Source organism: Emticicia sp. SJ17W-69 (assembly GCF_051209875.1).
Taxonomy (GTDB): domain Bacteria; phylum Bacteroidota; class Bacteroidia; order Cytophagales; family Spirosomataceae; genus Emticicia.
The window spans coordinates 4829432-4855421 of sequence record NZ_JBNTQY010000001.1; the positions used below are offsets into that span (position 1 = coordinate 4829432).

Annotated in this window: 17 protein-coding genes; 10 read left to right on the forward strand and 7 right to left on the reverse strand. The window is 35.9% G+C overall.

What is annotated here, in order from left to right:
* Nucleotides 1–46: 46 nt before the first annotated feature.
* The 5 genes from ACQUQZ_RS19780 (at nucleotide 47) to ACQUQZ_RS19800 (ending at nucleotide 6646) form a co-directional block, all read left to right on the forward strand.
* On the forward strand, nucleotides 47–1189 hold the full coding sequence (locus ACQUQZ_RS19780) for an aldose epimerase family protein (RefSeq protein ID WP_435356814.1): 1143 nt from the start codon (nucleotides 47–49) through the stop codon (nucleotides 1187–1189).
* A gap of 78 nt (nucleotides 1190–1267) precedes the next feature.
* Nucleotides 1268–3607 (forward strand): glycosyl hydrolase family 28 protein, encoded by a 2340-nt coding sequence (locus ACQUQZ_RS19785; RefSeq protein WP_435356815.1) that lies wholly within the window; start codon nucleotides 1268–1270, stop codon nucleotides 3605–3607.
* A gap of 159 nt (nucleotides 3608–3766) precedes the next feature.
* Entirely contained in the window at nucleotides 3767–4501 is a 735-nt protein-coding gene (locus ACQUQZ_RS19790) for a hypothetical protein (protein ID WP_435356816.1), read from the forward strand.
* 90 nt (nucleotides 4502–4591) lie between these two features.
* On the forward strand, nucleotides 4592–5968 hold the full coding sequence (locus ACQUQZ_RS19795) for a glycoside hydrolase family 30 protein (protein ID WP_435356817.1): 1377 nt from the start codon (nucleotides 4592–4594) through the stop codon (nucleotides 5966–5968).
* A gap of 15 nt (nucleotides 5969–5983) precedes the next feature.
* Nucleotides 5984–6646, forward strand: a complete 663-nt coding sequence (locus tag ACQUQZ_RS19800; protein WP_435356818.1) for a carbohydrate-binding family 9-like protein — start codon at nucleotides 5984–5986, stop codon at nucleotides 6644–6646.
* A 1-nt stretch (nucleotide 6647) separates the two neighbouring features.
* On the opposite strand, the gene ACQUQZ_RS19805 is transcribed toward ACQUQZ_RS19800, so the two are convergent.
* The 5 genes from ACQUQZ_RS19805 to ACQUQZ_RS19825 all read right to left on the reverse strand — a co-directional run bounded on the left by ACQUQZ_RS19805 (nucleotide 6648) and on the right by ACQUQZ_RS19825 (nucleotide 14558).
* Nucleotides 6648–7121 carry a YchJ family protein gene (locus ACQUQZ_RS19805; RefSeq protein ID WP_435356819.1) on the reverse strand — a complete coding sequence of 158 codons (474 nt, stop codon included), beginning with the start codon at nucleotides 7119–7121 and terminating at the stop codon, nucleotides 6648–6650.
* A 38-nt stretch (nucleotides 7122–7159) separates the two neighbouring features.
* Nucleotides 7160–9310: an FN3 associated domain-containing protein gene (locus tag ACQUQZ_RS19810; RefSeq protein WP_435356820.1), complete on the reverse strand. Its 2151-nt coding sequence runs from the start codon at nucleotides 9308–9310 to the stop codon at nucleotides 7160–7162.
* 61 nt (nucleotides 9311–9371) lie between these two features.
* Nucleotides 9372–10823, reverse strand: coding sequence for a DUF1501 domain-containing protein (locus ACQUQZ_RS19815; protein ID WP_435356821.1), 1452 nt, complete (start codon nucleotides 10821–10823; stop codon nucleotides 9372–9374).
* 607 nt (nucleotides 10824–11430) lie between these two features.
* Nucleotides 11431–11877, reverse strand: coding sequence for an IS200/IS605 family transposase (gene tnpA, locus ACQUQZ_RS19820; RefSeq protein ID WP_435356822.1), 447 nt, complete (start codon nucleotides 11875–11877; stop codon nucleotides 11431–11433).
* A gap of 353 nt (nucleotides 11878–12230) precedes the next feature.
* Nucleotides 12231–14558, reverse strand: coding sequence for a DUF1553 domain-containing protein (locus ACQUQZ_RS19825; protein ID WP_435356823.1), 2328 nt, complete (start codon nucleotides 14556–14558; stop codon nucleotides 12231–12233).
* 305 nt (nucleotides 14559–14863) lie between these two features.
* Between ACQUQZ_RS19825 and ACQUQZ_RS19830 the strand changes: the two genes are divergently transcribed.
* The 3 genes from ACQUQZ_RS19830 to ACQUQZ_RS19840 all read left to right on the forward strand — a co-directional run bounded on the left by ACQUQZ_RS19830 (nucleotide 14864) and on the right by ACQUQZ_RS19840 (nucleotide 18598).
* Nucleotides 14864–16099 (forward strand): ROK family protein, encoded by a 1236-nt coding sequence (locus ACQUQZ_RS19830; RefSeq protein ID WP_435356824.1) that lies wholly within the window; start codon nucleotides 14864–14866, stop codon nucleotides 16097–16099.
* 168 nt (nucleotides 16100–16267) lie between these two features.
* Nucleotides 16268–17311 (forward strand): isoaspartyl peptidase/L-asparaginase family protein, encoded by a 1044-nt coding sequence (locus ACQUQZ_RS19835; protein ID WP_435356825.1) that lies wholly within the window; start codon nucleotides 16268–16270, stop codon nucleotides 17309–17311.
* A gap of 54 nt (nucleotides 17312–17365) precedes the next feature.
* The gene (locus ACQUQZ_RS19840; protein ID WP_435356826.1) at nucleotides 17366–18598 is read left to right on the forward strand and encodes a DUF2264 domain-containing protein; all 1233 of its coding nucleotides are present in this window, start codon (nucleotides 17366–17368) and stop codon (nucleotides 18596–18598) included.
* A gap of 8 nt (nucleotides 18599–18606) precedes the next feature.
* On the opposite strand, the gene ACQUQZ_RS19845 is transcribed toward ACQUQZ_RS19840, so the two are convergent.
* Both ACQUQZ_RS19845 and ACQUQZ_RS19850 read right to left on the reverse strand, forming a co-directional pair.
* On the reverse strand, nucleotides 18607–19716 hold the full coding sequence (locus ACQUQZ_RS19845) for a DEAD/DEAH box helicase (protein ID WP_435356827.1): 1110 nt from the start codon (nucleotides 19714–19716) through the stop codon (nucleotides 18607–18609).
* A 120-nt stretch (nucleotides 19717–19836) separates the two neighbouring features.
* Nucleotides 19837–20823, reverse strand: a complete 987-nt coding sequence (locus ACQUQZ_RS19850) for a DUF7452 domain-containing protein (RefSeq protein ID WP_435356828.1) — start codon at nucleotides 20821–20823, stop codon at nucleotides 19837–19839.
* 300 nt (nucleotides 20824–21123) lie between these two features.
* On the opposite strand from ACQUQZ_RS19850, the gene ACQUQZ_RS19855 reads away from it, so the two are divergent.
* Nucleotides 21124–23310: an alpha-galactosidase gene (locus ACQUQZ_RS19855; RefSeq protein ID WP_435356829.1), complete on the forward strand. Its 2187-nt coding sequence runs from the start codon at nucleotides 21124–21126 to the stop codon at nucleotides 23308–23310.
* 131 nt (nucleotides 23311–23441) lie between these two features.
* Nucleotides 23442–25985 (forward strand): DUF3857 domain-containing protein, encoded by a 2544-nt coding sequence (locus ACQUQZ_RS19860; protein ID WP_435356830.1) that lies wholly within the window; start codon nucleotides 23442–23444, stop codon nucleotides 25983–25985.
* The last annotated feature ends 5 nt before the right edge of the window (nucleotides 25986–25990 follow it).

Genomic DNA, 25990 nt, shown 5'->3' on the forward strand with positions numbered 1-25990 from the left:
ATTGCAAAGTGTATTCTCCAAACCAAAAAATTCAACCATATTTACAATGAAAACACTTAAATTAACTATTGCTGCATTAATAATTCTAAGCACAATGTCTTTGATTTCTTGCAGTACAAAAACATCTGAACAAAAAATGAGTATTGAAAAAGCACCTTTCGGAAAATTAGCCAATGGTCAAGAAGTTGACCTTTACACCCTCAAAAATGCCGCTGGAATGGAGGTAAAAATATCAAATTATGGCGGAATTATCGTTTCTTGGACTGCTCCTGACAAAAATGGTAAATATGAAGATGTCACTCATGGTTGCGATTCATTGGAAGGCTATATCAAGGGAACACCTTTTTTTGGTGCTTTAGTCGGACGCTATGGCAACCGCATTGCTAAAGGAAAATTTACACTTGATGGTAATGAATATACATTACCCATAAATAATGGACCAAATGCTCTTCACGGAGGTTTGAAAGGTTTCGATAAAAGAGTTTGGGCAGCAACGCCTGTTGATGGCGAAGAGCCTTCTTTGAAATTGACCTATACTTCAAAAGACGGAGAAGAAGGATACCCAGGCAATCTATCAGTCGAGGTAGTTTATACTTTACAAAAAGACAATGCTTTGAAAATTGATTATAAAGCAACAACCGATAAAGCAACGGTGGTGAATTTAACCAATCACACTTATTTTAATTTGAGTGGATCAAGCGACATCCTAAACCATGAAGTAACAATCAAAGCAGATAAATTTTTACCTGTTGACGAAACTTTGATTCCAACTGGTGAGCTAAAACCTGTCGCTGGAACACCTTTTGATTTTACAACAACTCACAAAGTTGGTGAAAGAATCAATGATTCAACTGACACACAAATCAAATTTGGTGGAGGCTATGACCATTGCTGGGTTTTTACTGATTCAACTAAAGCATTGAAATTAGTAGCAAGCGTTTATGAACCAACAACTGGCCGTTTTATGGAAGTTTCAACAACCGAACCAGCAGTGCAGTTTTATACTGGAAATTTCTTGAATGGTTCTGTTATTGGCAAAAAAGGAGTGGTTTATGGTCGCCGTTCAGGATTATGTCTTGAAACGCAACATTTCCCAGATTCACCAAACAAACCATCATTCCCAAGTACAGTTTTAAAGCCTGGTGAAACTTATCAAACAACAACTGTTTATAAGTTTTCCACGAAGTAAAATATTGATAATCAATAATTTATCTATCAAATAAACCTGCAAGGTCTGAAAAGACCTTACAGGTTTTATGTTAAAAAAATGAAAAAAGCACTTTCTCTACTCATTGTTTGCTTCTCTTTTGCCTTTAATATAGCTGAAGAAAAACCTCGAATCTTTTTGATTGGCGACTCAACTTGTGCCAATAAAAACCCTTACGATGCTCCAGAAACTGGTTGGGGGCAAGTTTTTCCAGAACTATTAACAAATGCAGTAGAAATTCAAAATCATGCTGTAAATGGGCGAAGTACCAAGAGTTTTAGGGCTCAAGGGCTTTGGAAGAAAGTGCATGACCAACTTCACAAAGGAGATTATGTCTTTATTCAGTTTGGACATAACGATCAAAAAGAGTCGGACACAACTCGCTACGCAGCTCCACAAACTGCCTATCGTAAAAATCTTATTCGCTATATCGAAGAAACACAAGCCAAAGGTGCAACACCAGTATTACTCACACCAATCATGCGTAGAAAATTTGAAGAGAGTGGGAAATTTGTTGATCAACACGGCGAGTATCCGAGTGTTGTTCGTGAAATAGCCAAACAATACAATATTACTTTAGTTGACATTCATGCCTCAAGTCAAAAAGTAATAGAGCAGCATGGTGTAGAGGGGTCTAAGAAAATATTTATGAATATCGCTGCGGGTATTTATCCAAAATTCCCGAAGGGAATCGAAGATAATACTCATTTTACAGCTTATGGAGCAAAAATAATGGCAAATTTAGTGGCTGACGGACTTGTAAGTGCAGGAAGTCCATTAAGAAGTTTTCTAAAAAAGACCGAGTTTAATGATAAATATGCTTACGAATTACCACTTACATATCGTCCTGTTTTCAGAAAAGACACTTTTAATATCGCTCGTTATGGAGCAAAAGCCGATGGTTTGACTGTCAACACAAAAGCGATTAATCAAGCCATCGAACTTTGTAGTGCAGCAGGTGGTGGTACAGTTTTGGTTCCTAAAGGACTTTGGATTACTGGGCCAATTGTAATGAAAAGTAATGTAAATCTGCACATCGAAAAAAGTGCTTTACTACAATTCAGTAAAAATTATGATGATTATCCAATTGTACTGACAACTTGGGAAGGTCAAGATTCTTACCGCTGTCAAGCACCTATTTGGGGAGTGGATTTAGAAAATATTGCCATCACTGGCGAAGGAGTACTGGATGGTGGCGGTGACGTATGGCGAGCCATCAAGAGAGAAAAATTGACAGCAGGACAATGGAGCACTTTGATAAAGTCGGGCGTTACAGATGAGAAAAAAAATAATTGGTATCCATCAGAAAAATCATTGAAAGGAAATATGATTCCAAATGCAGGGCGAATTTTGAATGGCGTAAAACCAACTTCTGAAGAATTGGCTTCTTATAAAGATTTTTTACGTCCTAATATGCTGAGTCTTACTCGCTGTAAAAATATTATTATCGAAGGTATTACTTTTCAAAATTCCCCAGCATGGACCATGCACCCACTTTTATGCGACCATATTACGGTGAAAAATGTGACGGTAAAAAATCATTGGTATGCTCAAAACAGTGATGCCATTGATTTAGAATCTTGCCGAAATGGGGTGTTGGAAGGTTGTACTTTTGATACTGGTGATGATGGAATTACGATAAAATCAGGAAGAGATGAGCAAGGCAGAAAACGTGGTGTACCAACTGAAAATTTCATCATAAAAGATTGTATTGTCTATCATGCTCATGGTGGATTTGTGATTGGCTCAGAAATGTCAGGTGGTGTAAAAAATATGTATATTTCAGACTGTACTTTTATGGGTTCTGATGTTGGACTTCGCTTCAAAACCGCTCGTGGGCGTGGAGGTGTAGTAGAAAATATCTACGTGAATAATATCAATATGACTGAAATTCCAGGTGAAGCAATACTTTTTGATATGTATTATGCAGCAAAAGACCCTGTTCGTGCAGATGGTCAAGAGAACGAATTACCAGTCATCAAGGCGGAACCTTTGAACGAAGGCACACCACAATTCAAGGATTTTTATATCAAAAATATTGTTTGTAAAGGAGCTGAAACAGCTATTCTGATAAGAGGCTTACCCGAAATGTCAATCAAAAATATCAATATCGAAAATGCTATCATTGAGTCAAATAAAGGTTTAGTCTGTGTTGAAGCAGAAAATATTTCTTTGAAAAACATCACTTTTTTGACCAAAGATAAAACGATAATGCAAGTACAAAATAGCAAAAATGTTGTCTTGGATAACATTCAATACGAAGCAGATAAAGATATTTTACTAAAAGTAATGGGTGATAAATCGGCAGGAGTACGTTTACTAAATACTGATACACAGAAAGTTAAAAAAGATATTGAACTCGGAATCGGTGTAAAAAGTAAAGTTGTAATTAAGAAGTAATCATTGAAAACGATTTTTATTTAAAACGGCAAAAAACAATAAACCTGTTCTTTTGCCGTTTTTATTTAAACATTCATATAGTTTTCCTTAATTAAAACCTTATAAAGATACGATGATTAGATCTTGACTTGTCATTACCATCCCATATTATTACAGACAATGAAAAGATTACAAAAGACCATGAATCGTATTCTTCTTGTAGGAATATTACTACCATTTGCCAGTTTTGCTCAAACCCACCGTGCTTATGCTGATGAGCTATTCAAAAAGGCCGATTATTACAAAGCATTCTTTTTATATCGTAATCTTTACGGCACCGATTTAAATGAAAACCAATTTGCTCAACGTTGTAACCAAGCCATTAAACTCACCAAAGAGTTTTTAGATCTCCGAGCCACCAAACAATATTATGATGCTAAAACCAAACTTCGTGAGTTGCTTGTCATCAATCCCGATGATTTTCATGCTCCGATTTTGCCACAGTTATCAATTGAAGAGGCTACTTATTGGCATCGCTTGGCATTGAAGCAAAATTCTGCTATGGAAGTAAACCTCATGCTTGATAAGGCGATTGCTCTTTACCAACAAGGTCAAACGGATGGTTGGAATTATAAGGAAATTGATGATGCGATTAAACAATGTGAAGTCTCAAAAATACCAACTGGAATCACCGAAAGTGTGGCAAAGGCATCCAGTATTGCGATTCCAATACCCGTAGAAACGATACCTGCTCCGCCTATTGAATCAGCAATACAACCAGTAAAAGAAGAAGTAGCGATATCTCCCCAAAAAGCCGAAGTTACAGAAAAACCCATACCAACTGAGGTGAAAGTGATAAAAACACGTACTAAAAATATGCTTCCTCGGAGAGAGGTTGCCGCCATTCGTAAATAGCAAGTAATTTTTTAAAGAAAACAGGGACATTATTTTAAAAAATAGTGTCCCTGTTTTGTATCTTGCAGCACCTTATTCAACCAAAAGACAATGAAAAAAACTTTTACGCTCCTTTTTTGCTTATCAGCAATCCAAATCTATGCACAAAATGTAGAAAAATGGCTTACCAAAACAGATAAATCTGTTTTGTTTCAGAAGCAAAACGAAACACAAACTTTCTCGAAAATATCAAATACTTCTCCAAGCATCTATGTTGACGATACCAAAACTTTCCAAAGTATGGATGGTTTTGGCTATACGCTCACGGGCGGAAGTACCATGCTAATTAGTCAAATGAAAGCTGATGAAAGAGCGAAACTTTTGCGTGAATTATTTGCGACCGATGAGAATAATATTGGGGTAAGCTATCTACGTATCAGTGTAGGAGCATCTGACCTCGATGGCAATGTTTTTTCTTATGATGATTTAAAAACAGGAGAAATCGACACAAAACTGGCAAAATTTAGCTTGGCAGAAGACCAAAAACATTTGATTCCTGTTCTAAAACAAATATTGGCAATCAATCCAAAAATTAAAATTTTAGGATCCCCATGGTCGCCCCCAGCATGGATGAAAACCAATGAAAACTCAAAAGGTGGAAGACTAAAACCTGAATTTTATGACGCTTATGCTCGATACTTAGTAAAATATATACAAAGTATGAAAAAAGAAGGTATCGTAATTGATGCCATTACCGTACAAAACGAGCCTTTACATCCTGGTAATAATCCAAGTTTGTTGATGCCCCAAGATGAACAAGCAACTTTCATCAAAAAAAATCTTGGCCCAGCTTTCAAACAAACAAAAATTTCAACAAAAATCATTATTTATGACCATAATGCCGACCGCCCCGATTACCCCATTAGTGTTTTGAACGACCCAGAAGCTCGTCAATACATTGATGGTTCGGCTTTCCATTTATACGGTGGAAATGTAGAGAATATCCGAAGTGTTCATGAAGCACATCCTGATAAAAATTTATACTTTACTGAACAGTGGATTGGAGCTCCTGGTAATTTTGCTGGTGATTTTTCTTGGCATACTAAAAATCTCATTATTGATGCATCCCGCAATTGGTGTAAAACTGTTTTAGAATGGAATCTGGCCGCTGACCCAAAACAGAATCCACATACAATTGGTGGCTGTACTGAGTGTTTGGGAGCCATTACGATTGGTGAAAACGTTGTACGAAATCCTGCCTACTATGTTGTTGCTCATGCCTCTAAATTTGTACGCCCAAATTCAGTTAGAATTGCCTCAAATATTACAATGTCTTTACCAAATGTTGCCTTCAAAACCCCAAATGGCAAGATAGTTTTGATTGTACAAAATGAAGGTGGTAAAGTCCAAGAATTCAATATTCGTTATCATAATAAACAAATAACTACTACACTTGAGGCAGGTTCGGTAGCTACTTATGTTTGGTAAAAAAACAAAAAAACTATGTTTAACTTTCTTTATATTATACTATTTGTAATGAATGCTATTCCAACTATAAATTTATCCAAAAACATTTGGGTTAAACTTCCAGAAACACATTTCAAAAATGCAACTGATGGCAAGGAATCTAAGCAAATTACAGAAGTAAAGCTAAAAGCCGATGAACAATATTTGTCAGTTGAATTTGATTGTCAACAAAACCCTTATGTAGCACAAAATACTTATAATCAACATAATAGCGAGATGTACAACCAAGAAGTTTTTGAACTTTTTATTGCCCAAGGAGATAAAACACCCACTCGTTATTTAGAATTAGAGATCAATCCAAATAATGTAATTTTTGCAGGATGGATTGAAAATCCGACTAAAGAAGCTCCTAAAAGTTGTGAGTTTGTGAAACATGAAGATGCTAAAATCATTCATTCTGTAACAAAAACAAAAGATAGTTGGTCAGGAAAAATGCAAATTCCGTGGACTTTGCTGGGAGGAAAAAAGAGTGAGTATCGCATCAATTTTTACAGAATAATTTCATTGAAATCTCATACAAATCCAGAGTGGAAAGGTTCGCCAGCCAGTTGTGCGTATTTGTGTTGGAGTCCAACTATGAGTGGTGAAACGCCACGTTTTCATCGACCTGATACGTTTGGTTTATTGAAAATTGAATAGCCTATTTTCCGCAGCATTTTTTATATTTTTTGCCACTACCACAAGCACAAAAATCATTGCGATTTTGAGCTTGTGAAACACTTTTCGGGTTGATATTTCCACTCAAATAAAACCATTTTCCTGATTCTTTTACAAAAGTAGATTTCTCATGATGTACTTGTGATTTACCTTCATAATCAATGAAATAGGCTTTGAACTCGACTTCTCCCCTACTATCGTCTGATTGCCCTTTTTGAGAAGAAAGCACTTCTAATTTTTGCCACTTATTTTCCTCAGCCCAAGCTCGAATATCAGCTTCATTTTGATTCTTCAATAAAGAAATATGAGTCGTTTGAATCAAATATTTTGGTTCGACTGTGGCATAAGCCGAATACCTCGAACGCATCAATTGTTCGGCGGTTATAGCCTGTTTTTCGCCTTTAATAATTGGTTCACAGCACTCCGAAAATGCTTTACTTTCTCCACAAAAACACATATAAACTCCAAATAATTTATTACAAAATATTCAATAAATCAATAAAAAAACACTTCATCAACAAAAAACCAAGCTTTTTGTCCTTTTCCAGGATGCCATGCTGGGAGTTTTTGAATTTGCTTGACAACTAATTTTATCACCTTATAAGTATTTTTATTGATAGGAATTTCAATGCCTAAATTGGCTCGTCCTTCCATTTTAGTAGGAGGTTTTGAAACAATTTTCTGTATAACTTTCAAATCATTTTTGTTAGTTCCTGCCCAAACTTCCACCAATGCAGGTTCCATAATAAACGAATCCATTTTTTGTAGATAGCTAATGTTCAGACCTTTAAGAGGTTTGGCATTTTTAAATTCAAATAAAGCAACAAATTCTTTATCTCTGAATCCCAACCAAGCTTTATCTGAAAAATTATCATTTGGCCCTTTTTTCAAATCATATAATGAAGTAACGCCCTTCCCCGAATATTTTGGGTCGGGCAAATTGGTCAAATAAGCAGTATCTGGACTAAAATTTGACTTAAAAAAACTAAACTCAACTTTACCACTGGCATACCAATTTTCTTTTGTTGCAATAGCTTTGATTTTCGTATAGGCATCAATTACAATTGGTTTATCATAAATAGTTGCGGTCGTAGAATCTGGATCAGTGCCATCAAGCGTATAGCGGATATTGACATTTTTAAGTGTATGTTTAAAGGTAATTGGTGTATTAGCTTTGATTACAAAATCCTCATTGACTAATATCGGAGGGTTTAATTTCAAAATTTCATTTGGATTATCCACTCCTCCCCTATCAAATTTTATCTTGCTATACTTCTTTGAAAATTCATTCGTCGTTGCTTCATCTATAGCTGTATTCCAGACAAAAACTTCTTTTAAAGTAGGTAAATCAAGCAGTTTTTGAAGGTTTCCTTTAGAGATTTTAGTTCCAGCTAAAGCAATTGACTCCAGTTTTTTGCATTTTTTGAGTTGTTCTAAAGTATTTCCTGTAATATCAGTTTGATTCAAATTCAATCGTTCGAGATTCGGAAAATTGGCAATCAAAGTAATGTCTTCATCTTTAACTGGCATTTTTGCGAGATTCAAAATCACCAATTGTTCACTTACTTTTGAGAGGTTTTCTAAAGTTTTTCGCTCATATTTTTTACTTACAAAGAAATCCGCTTGCAAAGCGGGCGAACCAGTGGCAAATTGAAAAACTGTACAAAAAGGCGTATTCACCTCTTTCAAACTCGATTCTGAAGGCATTGAAAAAGTATAAACTTTCGTTTCTTTTTGTGGTGTTTTAATGCTAATAAATTTCAACGCCATTTTCTTAGCTTCTGAACTTGCCAAGTATGCTTTTATGACTTTTTTCACATCCGCACCTTCATTTATCCAAGCTGTTAACAGAGCAATTTCATCAGTTGTCAATTGTGGTTTTCCTTTAGGTGGCATGTGTTCTTTTTCATCTAAAGGTAAATTTGCTCTTTGTATTAAATGACTATTCAAAGCATCTCCGATTTTCCAAATCCCTCCGTGCTTCCCACCTTTCAAAATCCTTTCAATACTACTCATATTTAGCTCACCTTTTACTTTTTGGTCGTTGTGGCAAGCAATACATTTTGCCTCAAAAATTGGGAAAATAGCGGCTTCATAAAGGGTATTATTTTCGGTAAATTGGGGTGCTGTTTTTTTTGTCTGAAATGCTTCAAAAAGGTAGTTTTCACCATGCGTAATATCTGCTCCAAAATGCCCAGCAATTGCAATCAATACCAGTAATCCCCAAGTGCCATAGCTTTTTGTTGTGAATTTTATTTCATCTGAAAAAAGTAATGCACCATAACTCACAAAACTGACGCCAGCACCAGTCCATTTATGGATTTGTAGCAAGTCAGCATCATAACCACCTTCTTTTGACAATAAAAAGCCCATTAACGCCACTATCGAAGCTGTAATAGCAGTCAATGTCAATAATAGTTTGACAAGGATTTCATAGGTTTTTGTCTCAAATTCGTTTTTTAACAATAAAAAAACAAGCAAAATTACCGAAAAACCAATTGGTAAATGCAGCAACAAAGGGTGCATTCGCCCAACAGGACTCATCCATAGTGGGAGGCTTACGTCTGTTTCAAACAGCAAGAAGAAAAGTAATAATAGATTAAAACTTAATAATAGGTAGGATGAAATTTTATAAAAACGAACCATTAATTTAATGATGAATGATGAAGTTCTTTTGATATTTTGTTGAACAATTTGGAAAATTGTGTTACGCCATTAGCCCTGAAATAACTTTTCCTGCTACATCGGTTAGGCGGTATCTTCTTCCCAAATGTTTATAGGTAAGTTGTTCATGATTGAGTCCCATCAAGTGCATAACAGTTGCATGAAAATCATGAATATGAACAGGGTCACGCACAATATTATAGCCAAATTCATCAGTTTCACCATAAACGGTACCAGCTTTTACTCCACCACCTGCCATCCAAATACTATAAGCACGTGGGTGATGGTCACGCCCATAATTATCTTTTGTAAATGTACCCTGACAATAATTTGTCCGACCAAATTCTCCGCCCCAAATCACCAAGGTTTCGTCTAATAAACCTCTTTGTTTCAAATCTGTAATCAATGCTGCTGAAGCACGATCCACATCTTGTGCTTGAAGTGGCATTTCTCCTGGAAGATTGCCATGTTGATCCCAACCTTGATGATATAATTGTACAAATCTTACACCAGATTCAGATAATTTTCGAGCCAAAAGGGCATTAGCCGCATAAGTGCCTGGCACTAAGCATTCTGGACCATACATTTTTATAATATGGTCAGGTTCTTTTGATAAATCAGTTAGTTCTGGCACGGCCGTTTGCATTCTGTAAGCCATTTCATACTGCTGCACTTTTGCTTGAACTTCTGAGTCGCCATTTTCTTCAAAACCTAAATGGTTGAGTTCGGCCAATTTATCCAACATTCTTCGACGAGCTTCTTTATCTGTGCCTTCAGGGTCATTTAAATACAAAATTGGGTCTTCACCACTACTAAAAACCACGCCTTGATGCGTAGAATCTAAAAAGCCATTTGTCCATAATTTTGAATAAACGCCTTGTCCATTGCCACGACCACGAGAAAGTAAGACACAAAATGCAGGAAGATTTTTGTTTTCACTACCCAAACCATAACTTGCCCATGCTCCCATACTTGGGCGATTGCCCACTTGAGCCCCCGTTTGCAAGAAAGTTAAGGCTGGGTCATGGTTAATGGCATCAGTATTCATCGTTTTGACGATACAAAGGTCATCAACTATTTTTGCCATATTGGGAAATAAATCACTTACCCAAGCCCCTGATTGCCCATATTGATGAAAATCAAAAATAGAACCCATTAAAGGAAATTTGGTCTGACCTGAAGTCATTCCTGTCAATCTTTGTCCATTTCTGATAGAAGCAGGCAAATCTTGACCCATCATTTTGGTAAGCGTCGGTTTATAATCGAAAGTTTCGAGTTGAGATGGAGCTCCATTCTGAAACAAATAAATCACTCGCTTGGCTTTAGGAGCAAAATGCGGCAAACCCAAAGGCAATTGGTCAAGACTTTCTTCGCCTTTAAATAAACTCGGCATCAGCAATGAGCCTAAACCGAGAGTACCGATTCCAGCAGCAGCTTTACCCAAAAAGTGACGGCGGGTAATATTTAGTTTATGGTTGAAAAATTCGTTTTGCATGATGAATGCGATTATATGTAAATATTATTGTTTGACCCTTTCAGGGTCAGTTTTATTTGCTTTTCTTTTTCCACGATTTTCAATCATGGCTATTCATGTTTAACCACTTCGTGGTTGTTCTATACAATAATTCTTTCAATATTGTTAAAAAGCCCAAAGGGCTTTAAATCGAATAGTGACTTTTCATATTTAACCACTTCGTGTTTGTTCTATACAATAATTCTTTCAATATCGCTAAAAAGCCCAAAGGGCTTTAAATCGAATAGTCACTTTTCATATTTAACCACTTTGTGGTTGTTCGATATAATAATTCTTTTAATATTGTTAAAAAAACCAAAGGACTTTAAATCGAATAGTCACTTTTCATATTTAACCAATTCGTGTTTGTTCGATATAATAATTCTTTTAATATTGTTAAAAAAAACAAAGGGCTTTAAATCAAATAGTCACTTTTCATATTTAACCACTTCGTGTTTGTTCTATACAATAATTCTTTCAATATCGCTAAAAAGCCCAAAGGGCTTTAACTCGAATAACCGTAGGTAAAACCTACGGAATAAAAAATAACATGTACTCCTAACCCCGAATGGGGTTAAACACAAAAACTTCAATCCAAATACTTCTCATCAAATTCAATTCCATGTTCATTCAATAATATTATCAATTCTTCTTTAAAAGTCTTGTTTTTATGATGCTCTTCTTGATTTTTTACATATTCAATCAAATTATCTTTTGCTTCAATTGAATAGGTAAAAGCTGAATATCCATCTTGCCACCCTTCGAAATCTGGAAAAATCTTTTTCTCTTTGATAAAACTCGTACTCCCTAATTTTATGTCCTTCACCAAATTTGCCAATGCTACCGACGGATGAAGACTTGTAATGATATGAATGTGGTCTTCAACTCCATTAATTCTATACAAATGACACTTATTATTTTTTAAAATTCCCCAAATAGATTTGAATAATTCGGGGCGTTCACCTTTTGAAAGTGTCTTTTTTCGGTATTTTGTGCTGAAAACTATTTGGTAAAGTATTTGTGTGAATGTACTCATTGCTCTGATGTTTGACCCTTTTAGGGTCAGTTTTTGTTCTTTTATTTTTCCACGATTTTCAATCGTGGCTATTCATGTTAAAGCCCTTCGGGCTTATTTTACTCTCTAAAAAAAAACCTCAAAAGCCTGAAATACTTTAACCGCAACGGCGGGCCGTATGAATCGTGGCTATTCATGTTTAAGCCCTTCGGGCTTATTTTACTCACTAATAATTCTCGCAAAAAGCCCAAAGGGCTTTAACCGCTGCGGCGGACCGCTCGAATAGCCGTAGGTGAAACCTATGGTATATAAAGATTTTGCACGAACTCCTAACCTCGAATGGGGTTAAAATTAAAAACATAGACATTAAAACTTCACCCCCTAACAATCGCCTCTTCCATATTAAAAATCATTTGGATGGTTTGCATGAGAGCGGCGGTTGCATTTTTATCTTTTGTTTCTTTTTGCTTGAATTCACCAATTTTGAGCATCATATCAGCTTTTTTGGTATTTTTCTTGAAAAATTCGCTTTCAGATTCAAAATATTGTATCAAAATTTCCAATTCTTTAGCTTTTGGTTTTCGGCAAATAATTCTTCTGAAAGCCTTTTCTAGTTTAGTTTCTAAAGGAATATTCTCTGTCATTAAATTCTCCGCCAAAACCCTTGAACCTTCCATTGTTTGAGGGTCGTTCATCATCACCAATGCTTGCAAAGGAGTGTTGGTTCGACTACGTTGCACTTCGCATTGGTCACGGTTACTGGCATCAAAAATCAGCATCGAAGGTGGTGGAACAGTTCGCTTGATGAAAACATACATTCCTCGGCGATACAATTCTGATTCGTGGTCTTGCACATATTTCGATAGCGTCCCTCTTCCCGAAGTTGCTACTTCCCAAAGTCCTTTGGGTTGATAAGGTTTCACACTTGGACCTCCGATTTCCTCATTTAAAACACCACTACTAGCCAAAACATGGTCACGTACATTTTCAGCAGGAAAACGAAGACGGGTGGCACGAGCCAAAAAGATATTTTCAGGATCGGTTTTTAAATGTTTTTCGGTAATTGTAGAAGATTGTCGATAGGTAGCTGACATAACAATTTGTTTTACCAAACGCTTGACGTTCCAACCATTTTCACGAAAATCTACCGCCAACCAATCAAGCAATTGAGGGTGAGAAGGCAACTCGCCTTGCATACCAAAATCTCCTAAGGTTTTAACAATTCCTCTACCAAAAAATGAAGCCCAAATACGATTGACATAAACCCTCGAAGTCAATGGATTTTTTGCGTCCAACATCCATTTTGCTAAACCTAAGCGATTTTTCTCTAATTTATTCGTGTCAAATGGCATGATACTTTTCGGTATTCCGACACCAACCATTTCGCCGTGAGAATCATAATTTCCTCGATTCAGAATATACGTCGGGCGTACTTTCGAGGTATCTTTCATTACCATGACCATGACTTTTGCTGTATCTTTTTTATTGATAAATTTCAAGATAGAGTTGACGTCTTCGGTCGTAATTTTCATGTTTGGTGGGTCAGCAAAAGAAGCATCAATCGTTCCAAAAAGTCCCTTTTCTGGCACTTGATTGAAGAAAGCGAAGGTTCGATAATAATCTTTCTGTGAAATCGGGTCGTATTTATGGTCGTGGCAGTGAGCACACTCGAACGTGAGAGCCAAGAAAGATTTTCCGAAAGTATTGGTGCGGTCGGTTACATATTCGATACGATATTCTTCATCAATCACGCCACCTTCTTGGGTTATTTTATGGTTTCTATTAAAACCCGTTGCCAACAACATTTCTTTCGTTGGATTGGGCAATAAATCACCTGCCAATTGCCAAGTCAAGAATTTACTATAAGGATAATTTGAATTAAACGCATGAATCACCCAATCTCGCCACGGCCACATGGTGCGAAGTCCATCATCTTGATAGCCATGTGAATCGGCATAACGAGCTACATCGAGCCAAGAAATGGCCATTTTTTCGCCATAATGCTTGTTTCTAAGTAATTCATCTACAATTTTCTCATAGGCATTTGGCGAATTATCTTTCAAGAAACGCTCTTGCATTTCGATACTTGGTGGCAAACCAATTAAATCAAAACTTACTCTTTTCAGTATATGCTCTTTGTCAGCTTCTTCATTGGGTTTTAGACCTTTTTCATCCATTTTGGCGTAAACGAAATTATCAATTTCATTTTTCACCCAATCTTCGTCGGCTTCAGGAAGTTTGGGCTTTATTGGAGTAATAAATGCCCAGTGAGGTTTATATTTTGCTCCTTGTTTTATCCATTTTCCAATGAGTTCGATTTCGTGCTGTGTCAATTTCAGATTTGACTCAGGCGGAGGCATTTGTATTGTGGTATCTTTTGAAATAATGCGTTTATATACTTCCGAATCTTCCAAACTCCCAGCTACAATCGCATGAGCCTTAGGATTTTCTTTCAAAGCGGCATACGCACCTTCAGGTGTGTCTAAACGTAAGTTTGCCTCTCGTTTATTGACATCAGGACCATGACATTTGAAACATCTATCTGAAAGAATAGGTCTGATATGAAAGTTATAATCTACTTCATCAGGAATTGCCCCTGTTTCGGCTGATGAACTGGTACAATTCCAGGACATTGATGCTACACTCGCAGCAGCAAGCATCAGAAAAATATACGATTTAGCTTTGATAGCTATATTTTTCATTAGTTTTATAGAGGTTTTGGTAAAATAGACCTTAACTTTATAAATAAATTTTATTAATTAGGGCTTAATTAGTAAAATTTATTAAAGTTAATTATATTTCCATGAAATATAACGATATTTATACAAAATTATAAAAATATGCAAAAATTTGGTTACAAATGTCTTTCAAAGTATCTTTCTTGAACAGTTTATTTGTTTTCTGTATTATCATATAAAGAATAATGTATCCAATTTTCTCGTTTTTATTCTTGTAATTTTCAACGAATTCTATAAAAGCACTTACTAACCTAATTTAATATAAAAAAATGATTGAAACCCTTATTGATTCTGAGATTGAACCCAATATTAAAGAATCTGTTATTGAGATTAAAAAAAATAAACAAAAAAAAGGTATTCTCAGCGAGTTATATTTTAATAATATGAATACCATTGCCGAACTGGCACATTCATTACATATAAGTATTCCTTCGATTACTGCTTTGATTGAAGAGCTTGTTGAAGAACGGTGGATTGTAGAGACTGGCTTTGCTATCTCAAAACAAGGACGAAGACCTGCTGTTTATGAAGTCAACCCTGCTGAAAAGTTCATATTAGTGCTTGACATCAACACACATGATACGAAAGTAGCTGTACTCAATCTAAAAAATGAAGTAATTTTTACACAAACTTTCGACCTCCAACTCAAAAACAATCCTTCGTTTTTAGATACTTTATTTAGCTTGGTTGATAAAATAATGGAGCAGAAAATGGCTAAAGGAAAAGCGATTATTGCTTTAGGCATTTCGATTCCTGGTCTAGTCAATAAAAATACAGGTATCAATTTTACCTATAATAGTCTAAATAGTAAGGAAAAGTCGTTAGGAAAACTCATCGAAGAACACTTTAATTTACCCGTAAGTGTGGTGAATGACTCGAAAGCTACTGCTTTTGGTGAGTATCGTTTCGGCTTAGCAAAAGGGAAATCGCATATATTGTCTATCAATGTCGATTGGGGCGTAGGGTTGGGAGTTGTGATTAATGGAGAGATCTTCGATGGTGCTTCAGGTTTTGCAGGCGAACTGGGGCATATTCAAGTAAATCCAGACGGTGCTTTATGTTATTGCGGAAAAGTGGGTTGTTTGGATACCATTACTTCGGCATCTTCTTTGTTAAAAAATATCAAAGAAGGCTTGAGAAATGGTCAAATATCGAAATTAGGCGAATATAAAGAACATTTGGAAGACATCAACCTCGAAATGGTCATTGATGCTGCTCAGCAAGGTGATGCCTTCTCGATTGACATCATTCATAATATTGGACTCGAATTAGGCAAAGGTTTATCTATCGCTGTACATTTATTTAATCCTCAAATCATCATCATTGATGGCGTGCTTTCAAAAGCACAAAAACTTATTGTCAACCCAATCGAACATGCCATTAATAAATACTGTTTGACCGATTTCAAAGAAGATTTAAGCATTGAAATTTCTCAACTCGGCGATAACGCCAAAATTTATGGTGTACACGCTTATGTCGTAGAAAATCTATTAAAAGTAGCATAATTGGTGGATTAGTTATTGGGGAATCGGTTATTGGAAAATTCGTGAATAATTATACCTAATTATAGGTAAATTAGTATTTCTCAGTAACAATTAACCAATTTCCCGATAACCAGTAACCAATTTGCCAGTAACCAGTAACCAATTCCCCAATCACAAATCAACAAACTCATGCAATCAAGAAGAAACTTTTTACATTGGTCGGTACTCAGTTTGCCATTTTTATCTATCAGTAAAGCATTTGCAAAAAACAATGTTGCACAAAAACCTATCGTTGTTTCAACATGGGATAGTGGGCTGCCTGTTAATGCAGTTGCTTGGAAAATTTTGCGAGAAAAAAATGGTCGTGCCTTAGATGCCGTAGAAGCAGGTGCAAGGTCAATTGAAGATACCATTAATTGTTGCGTAGGTTTGGGCGGAAACCCAGACCGTGATGGAAAAGTAACCCTAGATGCTTGCATTATGGACGAACATGCCAATTGTGGGGCAGTGGCTTATTTACAACATATCAAACACCCTATTTCGGTTGCTCGAAAAGTCATGGAAAGTACACCTCACGTATTCTTGGTTGGCGACGGAGCTTTACAATTTGCCTTAGCCAATGGCTTCAAAAAAGAGCCTGATAAACTTTCAGCTGATGCTGAAAAGTCTTATAAAAATTGGCTTAAAAAGTCAGAATATAAGCCAGTTATGAATATCGAGCAACAGCAAATAAAAGGTCAGAAGAAAGAAGGGCATGGCCCATTTGCCCCAAATTTCTTGGAGGATGGCTCTTTTAATCACGATACTATGGGAACAATTGCATTGGATAATGCAGGAAATCTTTCGGGAGCTTGTACCACAAGCGGCATGGGTTTCAAGATGAAAGGTCGCTTGGGCGATTCGCCTATTATTGGAGCGGGGCTTTTTGTTGATAATGAAATCGGTGCGGCTGTTTCGTCAGGGCAAGGTGAAGAGGTCATTCGTATTGCAGGAACACATTTGGTAGTAGAAATGATGCGAATGGGTAAAAGTCCAGAAGAAGCGTGCAAAGGAGCGATTGAGCGTTTGGTAAAAATCAATCCTGCAAAAGCCAAAGATTTTCAAGTTGGTTTCATTGCCATCAACAAGCAAGGCGAATATGGTGCTTATTCTATCAATCCAGGATTTAGTTATTCGGTTACAGCAGGCGAAGATGGTGGCAAAGTTTTTATGGCTACAAGTCATTATAAATAGTCCACAGTTTATAAGCGATTGTTAACAGTTATATAAAAATTATAATATTTCATAATGAAAAAAACAGTAATTACTCTTATTTTCTCATTGATAAGTTCACAGTTTTTATTGGCTCAAAATTCACCTTTGACTAATGAAGCTGGCAAACAAAACCGTGCATATTGGAGTAAATTATTGTATAAAATTTCATATCCTGTTGTTCATAATTTGGCCCAAGAAACTTTGGTTAAAAATATGCCAATTGAAGGTGGGCCAAATACCTATAAAAGAGAATTTCCCGTCTCACATTTGGAAGCTGTCGGACGAACAATGGCGGGAATTGCTCCTTGGTTGGCATTAGATGATGATAATACTGAAGAGGGAAAACTCCGCAAAACACTGAGAGAAGATTTGCTCAAAGGATTGAAAAACATGGTCAATCCACAAAGTCCTGATTATCTAAACTTTAGGAAAGAAATGCAACCTTTGGTTGATGCGGCTTTCTTGGCACAGGGTTTTCTACGAGCAAAAACCAAACTTTGGGATCCCCTTGATGAGGTAACTAAAAAACGTTTCATCGAAGAATTCAAATCTTTGCGTAATCGCAAGGCATATTACAGCAATTGGCTACTTTTTTCGGCAATGACCGAAACTTTTCTCCTAGAAATAGGCGAAGACTACGACCCAGCTCGCATTGATTATGCTCTAAAGAAAATCCCAGAATGGTACTATGGCGATGGCATTTATGGTGATGGGCCAAGTTTTGCAATGGATTACTATAATTCTTTTGTCATACAGCCTATGTTGGTAGAAGTTCTACAAATAATGGTTGAGAAGAATTTAGCAAAGAAAGAAGAATATGATCTTGCCCTCAAACGGATGGTTCGCTATGCCGAACACCAAGAAAGATTTATTTCACCCGAAGGCACTTATCCTCCCATCGGTCGGTCGATTGCATATCGGGTTGGTGCATTTCATGTGTTGGCATTAGTGGCATTGAACAATCATTTATCAGCATACATTCAGCCAGCTCAAGTGAGATGTGCCTTAACAAAAGTCATGCAAAACCAATTTGAAGCCGAAGGTACTTTTGATGGAAAAGGTTGGCTACAATTAGGTTTTGCAGGACACCAACCCGACGCAGCCGACCCTTATATAACTACTGGAAGTTTATATCTATGCACTTTTGGATTTTTGCCATTGGGCTTACCTGCTTCAAACCCATTTTGGACTGACCCAGCAGCCGAATGGACAGCAAAAAAAGCTTGGAGTGGCAAATCATTTAAAAAAGATGGGCATGTGGATTGATGGATATTTTAAACCTTCAAAAACTTAATCTTCAAAGTTTTCTCAATTTGTGAAATCATTTTCAAATCATCTTTGGTTACAAAGCTGATTGAAATGCCTCGCTTGCCTGCACGAGCTGTACGTCCACTTCGGTGCGTATAATATTCCATTTGGTCGGGCAATTGATAATGGGCAACATACGCCAAACCTTCTACATCAATTCCTCTTGCCGAAATATCAGTAGCCACCAAAACTTGCACTTTTTTATTTTTGAAAGCACGCATTACTTTCTCTCTATCACGTTGTTCCAAATCTCCATGAAGGGCATCGGCGGCAACATTTTTTGCTGCCAATTTTCTTGCAACTACCTGAGTATCAGCCTTTGTTCGACAAAAAACAATGCCTCTGCCAGCACCTTGTGATTGAATAAATTGCAATAAATAATCAAATTTTTGAGTAAGTTCACAGATAAAAAACTGGTGTTCAATCAAACCATTGACAACCTCGGCTTTGCTTACTTGAATGGTATGCAAATCAGGTGACATATATTTCAAAATCAACGAACGCAGCCCATCAGGCAGTGTTGCAGAAAAAAGCCAAGTATTACTATTTTTATGAATTTTTCCTAAAATAGTATCAATATCATCTTTAAAACCCATGCTCAACATTTCATCGGCTTCATCAAGTATGATTGTTTTTACATGACTCAAATTAATTGCATCTTTCTGAATCAAATCAATCAAACGCCCAGGAGTAGCCACAACAATCTGAGTTGGGCGTTGCAGATTTCTTATTTGAATATCAATCCATTCTCCACCAAATACAGCTTCAACAAAAACCTTGTCAGTATATTTTGTCATTTTGAAAAGTTGTTTGGCAATTTGTTGACAAAGCTCACGTGTAGGCGACAAAATCAAAGCTTGAACATTCGTATCATTTGCCTTGATTTTTTGCAATAAAGGAATACCAAACGCAATGGTTTTTCCTGTACCTGTTTGTGCTTGTCCTATAAAATCAGAAGTATTTTTAAGCAAAAAAGGAATTGCTTTTTCCTGAATTTCGGTCGGTTGCGTAATTTTCATTTCGGTCAATGCCTTAATTAAATTATCCGAAACGCCGAGTTGTTTGAATGTTTCCAAAACTAAGATTGTATTATTTGAAATACAAAGGTACGGAATAATACTCAACTTTAATGAAAGTCATTATTTGTGCAATACGTTAGTTTATTTGATTGTTAGCGTAAAATAACCTTCTTTTTATTATTGTTTAATAACCAGCACATTAAATTGGGCATTAGTTGGTATGGTGGTATTATTTTGATTAAAAATTTCCCACTTAGCTCTAATAGTATTATAATAGACTCCCACGGGCGAATTATTATATACAATACCGGAAGGGTTTAGTTTTTGAGTTATAAAAAGGAGGCAATTGGCATCTCCATTACATAAAGGATTATCAATATCTGTACCGTTAGCACTCAATTTATTCGCAACTGTAGCTGTATGAACAAATGCTGCTTTGTTTACCCCCGCCACTCTTATTGCTCCATTATCCACCTCAAGAGCAATACCTACCCCTGAACCAGAATATTTTGCTTCGACACCTATACCATTTGTACTGAAAGTTTCTCCTCTAACACCTGTACTAGCAGCTGTTCCATTAGTAGTTAAACCATACACACCAAATCCGCTTGGTGTTTCGCCATAAACACCCCATCCGCTACCTCCCTGATAGCCTATTACACCAATGCCCGTCCCTGAAGTACCATTATTTATACCTCTAACCCCGGCCGAATATCCACCAGGAGTGGTAGTAGATACTTGTCCTAATAGACCACTAACGCCCCCAGTAGCACCAATACCATGTGAAGTTGATATACTCGTAGCTTTTAATCCAGCTACAGAACCAGTAGCTGTTGTATTCTCAAAAAATCCAGTATTCCCTGTACCACTATTTGATATTGTAAAGAGATCTGAGTTTGAATTTCCACTCCCAGAATAGGGTAAAGCGAAAGCAGCTGAAGAAAAATCAACCCAAGTAGACCCATTACAAAAATACATCTTATTATCTGTTGTATTAAAATACATTTTGCCTTTATCAGCTACCAAACAGGTAGGGGCTGATGCAGTAGCTGGTATTAAAACATAACCAGGAGCAATGGTAGCACTTTGTGCAAATAAATTTCTTGATGAACTAAGCCACCCTAAAGCAGAAATAAAAATGAGTGTAAAAAAGTACTTTTTCATGATATAAAGTATTTAAGTAGGTTATAAATCAAGAGAATTAACTATTCAAAATTATAATGTCATTATCAAAAAAAATATTTAGAGAATCTATTTTTATCGAATATTTTACTGAGTGGTTTGATTTTCGTTGATACATATCTTTTTTGAAACTTAATATTAAAAAATACCATGATTTGAAACAATAAATCACAAAACAATGCCCTTCAAAGATGTGATTAAAAATGTCTATTGTTGTACAAAAATGTTTAAATTTACCTCGTCTTTCTTATCACTATTCAACTTCAATAAATAGGTATTTTCATGAAATCTCTTTTCTTATTTTTAATTACAGGACATCTACTTTATGCCCAAAATTTTAGAATCAGCCAACTACCTGTTTATCAAGAAGTTACACAAACTAACGATTGGTTAATTTCCAAGAAAAACTTTACAGCAAATATCTATCAAGCCAATAATGAAAAAGACATTGTTCTGTCGAATGGTTTATTGAAAAGACAAATACATTTATCTCCCAATGCAGCAACCGTTGATTTCAAAAATCTCAAAACCAACGAACAGTTTGTACGGTCGATTAGACCAGAAGCTCGTATTTCTTTGGATGGAAGAACCTATAATATCGGTGGCTTATATGGACAGAAAGAACACGCTTATTTGCTCACCGAATGGATTGATAAATTGCAAGCAAAAGACAATGATTTTCAATATAAATCCTTCAAAATCAATACTTTAGCACCACATGTAAATTTTAAAAGTAATAATTGGGCATCGAATAATCAACACCCTAAAGGCAAAGAACTAGAACTAATTTTTGAATCAAATTTAGCCGAGTTAAAAGGAGTTTTAGTTTCAATTCATTATGAAATTTTTGATAATATTCCGACAATTTGTAAATGGGTGAGTGTTACAAATAATAGCGATAAAACATTGAAAATCAATCAATTAGTCAATGAAATATTGGCAACTCCTGAAGAGGAATCTGCCGTTGTGGGGAGTCCCGAACAGATGAAAAAACCACAGCGAATTTATATCGAAAACAACTACGCATTCAATAATGCGATGCGTTATGAGCTGTCCGACCAAGCTACTCATTGGAAAGTTGATTCGAGCTATACTTCACAGGTAAATTATAATTACCAAACACCTTGTGTGCTGGAAGTTTATCCGAGTTTCGGCATTGGTTTTGAGTTATTGCCGAAACAATCTTACAAGTCGATTCGTAGCTATGAGCTATTGTTAGATTCTTATGACCGTGAGCGAAATGGGTTGGCTCGCCGCCGAATGTACAGTATGCTTTTTCCTTATACTACACAAAACCCCATTTTTATGCATCTTGTCAGCACCGACCCTTTAAAGGTAAAAGCAACCATTGACCAATGTGCTGAAACTGGCTATGAAATGGTAATTCTAAGTTTTGGAAGTGGACTAAATATGGAAGATGCCAGTGCTGAAAATATCAAAAAATTTAAAGAATTGACAGATTATGCCCATAGTAAAGGCATAAAGTTAGGCGGTTATTCGCTTTTTAGTAGTCGCCGAATTGATGATGAAAATGATGTGATTGACCCAAAAACAGGTTTACCAGATAAAGGAGCTTTTTTTGAACACGCTCCTTGTTTAGCAAGTCGGTGGGGTATTGAATATTTGCAAAATTTACGGAAATTTATTTCAGAAACTGGATTTGATTTACTCGAACATGATGGCCCTTACCCTGGCGATGTTTGTGCTTCGACCAAGCACCCTGGGCATAAAGGTTTAGAAGATTCGCAATGGGTACAGATGGAAATGCAGAAAGGTTTTTATCGTTGGCTCAATGAACGTGGTGTATATATTAACGCTCCCGATTGGTATTTTTTAGATGGCTCTCACAAAATTGGTTTGGGCTATCGTGAAGTCAACTTTTCACTTTCTCGTGAACAACAAAAAATCCTAAATCGACAAAATATTTTTGATGGAACTTGGGAGAAAACGCCCTCCATGAGTTGGGGTTTTGTGCCATTGACCAAATACCAAGGTGGCGGTGCAGAGGCGGTTTTAGAACCTTTGAACGAACATTTAAAAGATTATGAACAACTTATGATTCAATATTATGGTGCTGGTGTGCAAGCCTGTTATCGTGGACCACGATTATATGATACCGAGGCTACCAAGCAAACTGTCAAGAAAACCATTGATTGGTATAAAAAATACCGCCAAATTCTCAACTCTGACCTCATTCACCTTCGCCGCCCTGATGGAAGAGATTGGGACGGTATCATGCACATTAACCCAAAACTGAAAGAAAAAGGCTTTGTATTACTTTATAATCCATTAAAGGAAACTATTTCTCGAAAAGTAAGCTTGCCTCTTTACTATACAGGACTTTCAGACAAAGTTTTGGTTCGAGAGAAAGAAGGTAAAAGTAAAAGTTACACCCTCAATAGAAACTATGAAACTACTATTGAAGTTACCATTCCAGCGGAAGGCTATACATGGTTGGTTTTGGAATAATTTTCTTACAAAGTATTGTGAAAAATATAAATTTCTTAGCAAAAAATAGTACCCTAAAAATATAGGCTTGATTATTGATATTTTTAATTCAAAATATCTAAATTTAAGTTTTCTATTCACCAAACTTAATTATGAATAAACAACTACTATCAACGCTGTTTCTTTTAACATTTCACTCACTTCTTTTGCAAGTATTTGCACAAAAAGTTCAAATCAATTCTTCACCTGATTGGCTTGTATCTGTAAAATATACAAATGCTAAAGTCAATAATCGGCAAATAAGTGATGGTTATTATTATAAACTTTCGGAAAGCCAAAACCATGTTGAAAAAAAACAGCATTATATCAAGCAAATCCGAACCATTGTAACATCTGAAGGCGTACAAAATGCTTCAGAAGTTTATGTTAGTTTTAGCCCATCATACGAACAACTACGGTTTCATACTTTACAGATAAACCGTAAAGGACTAATAATCAACAAATTGACCCCAAGTGTTTTTAAAGTTTCTGCGAATGAAACCGAATCTTCACAGTTTTTATATAATGGCACTTATACTGCCCAAGCTATTTTGACAGATGTAAGAATTGGTGATGAAATAGAATATTCTTATACTTTAGAAGGCCGAAACCCTGTTTTTGGCGATAAGTATTTCTGTGATATTTACTTATCTTCCGGCACTCCTGTTGGACAATATTATACCAATTTCATCTGTGATTCAGAAAGAAAGCTTCAATCAAAATCTTTTAATAATGCCCTTGCTCCAAAAATATCAACCATCGCTCATTCCAACGTTTATGAATGGAATATCAATGACTTGATTCCTATAAAATCAGATAATTATTTACCCAAATGGACAGACATTGAGCCACACATTCAATTTACTGAATATCAAAATTGGGCTGAAGTTGTCAAGTGGTCATTAGATGTACAGAAAAACACCGAGTCACTTTCTACAAGCTTAAAAAAAGAAATTCAAAATTTGAAAGATAAAGCGAATGGCGACTCCAACAAATTGATAGAATTAGCCACTCGAATGGTTCAAAATGACATTCGTTATACAGGTATCGAAACAGGTATTCATTCTCACAAACCACATGCTCCATCACAAGTTTTTGCTCAAAAATATGGCGATTGCAAAGACAAATCATTGCTTTTAGCTTCTATTCTACAAAGCTGTGGCATAGAGGCAAACTTAGTTAGTATTGATACTTATTGGGGGAAAAATTTAGATAAATATCTACCCTCGCCAGGCTTGTTTAATCATGTGGTTTTACAAACAAAAATAGACGGGCAGCTATTTTTCATTGACCCGACCTATTCAAATCAAGGAGGAAATATAAAAGACAATTATTTTCCTGATTATGGAAAAGGACTCATTACTGCTCCAAATATTAGTAATTTGACCGAATTACCTAAAAGTAAAGCAGGAAAAAATGAGGTGGTGGAAGAATATTGGCTCGGGATGAACGGCAAAACCACTTATTTGAATGTTGAAAGTAAATATACACTCAATCATGCCGATCAGATGCGAGCATCCTTGGCACAATCCAGTTTTGCAGATTTAGAACAATCGTATATTGATTTTTACCAAAACTTATACAAAGGCTCAAATATTACGCTTAAAGACAGCATTCAAATCATTGATGACCTACAACGCAATGAATTGATTGTAAAAGAATCATATATTATCACTGATAATTGGTCAAAACCTGATTCTACCAAAAAGTATTATACGACGCAGATTTATGCCTATTACCTGAAAAACTTATTGCCAAATATTGATAAAACTACTCGTAAAAACCCTATTGCATTCACGTATCCCAACAATGTAGAGTACTCCGCCATTGTACATTTTCCTTCTAAATGGTCGCTTACTGGTGAAAAATGGTCTTTAAATAGAAAAGCCTATACTTGTGATTTTGAATCCTCTTACAGTGATATTGACTCTACATTTACACAACATTTTAGTTTTGTGAGCAGGCAAGACAATATTGAAACTGCACAAGCTGCCGAATACCTTGCCGATTTCGATAAGATTGTTGCAAGTTCAGGCAATGAATATTCATGGAATCAAGACTTAGACACTGAATTAAAAAATGCTGGTGTTAACTGGTATGCTGTGATTATCTTCGTCCTAATATTAGTAGCATTATTAACATTTTACTTTAAAAAACTTTACCCACAAAACGCCACCCAAGAAGATGAATATCCTTATGCACCAGATAAAATTGGTGGGTGGCTTGTTTTACCATTGATCGGCCTATGCCTAAGTTCATTTTTAGTGGTTTTTCAGCTATTTTCAGGAAATGGCGGTCTATTTCTACAAAAAACTTGGGTTTCAATGGATTATATCAATGGTCTCTTACATGGCCAACTTTTATTAAGTATTGAATTTGTTATGAATGCCATTTTTATGGCAAACATGATTTTTATATTAGTTCTTTTCATCAAACAACGAGATACGCTAGCGACAAAAATAGTCTGGATGTTATATGTCTACCATATCTTTATGATGGTTTTGGATATTATTTTAATAAAATCAACTGGTAAAGATATAGATTATGCTTTATGGCCTGACTTAATAAAATCTATTATTAGTGCAGCCATTTGGATACCTTATTTTAGAGTCTCTGAGCGAGTTAAACGCACATTTGTCAATCGTTATGAAGCCTGATTTTC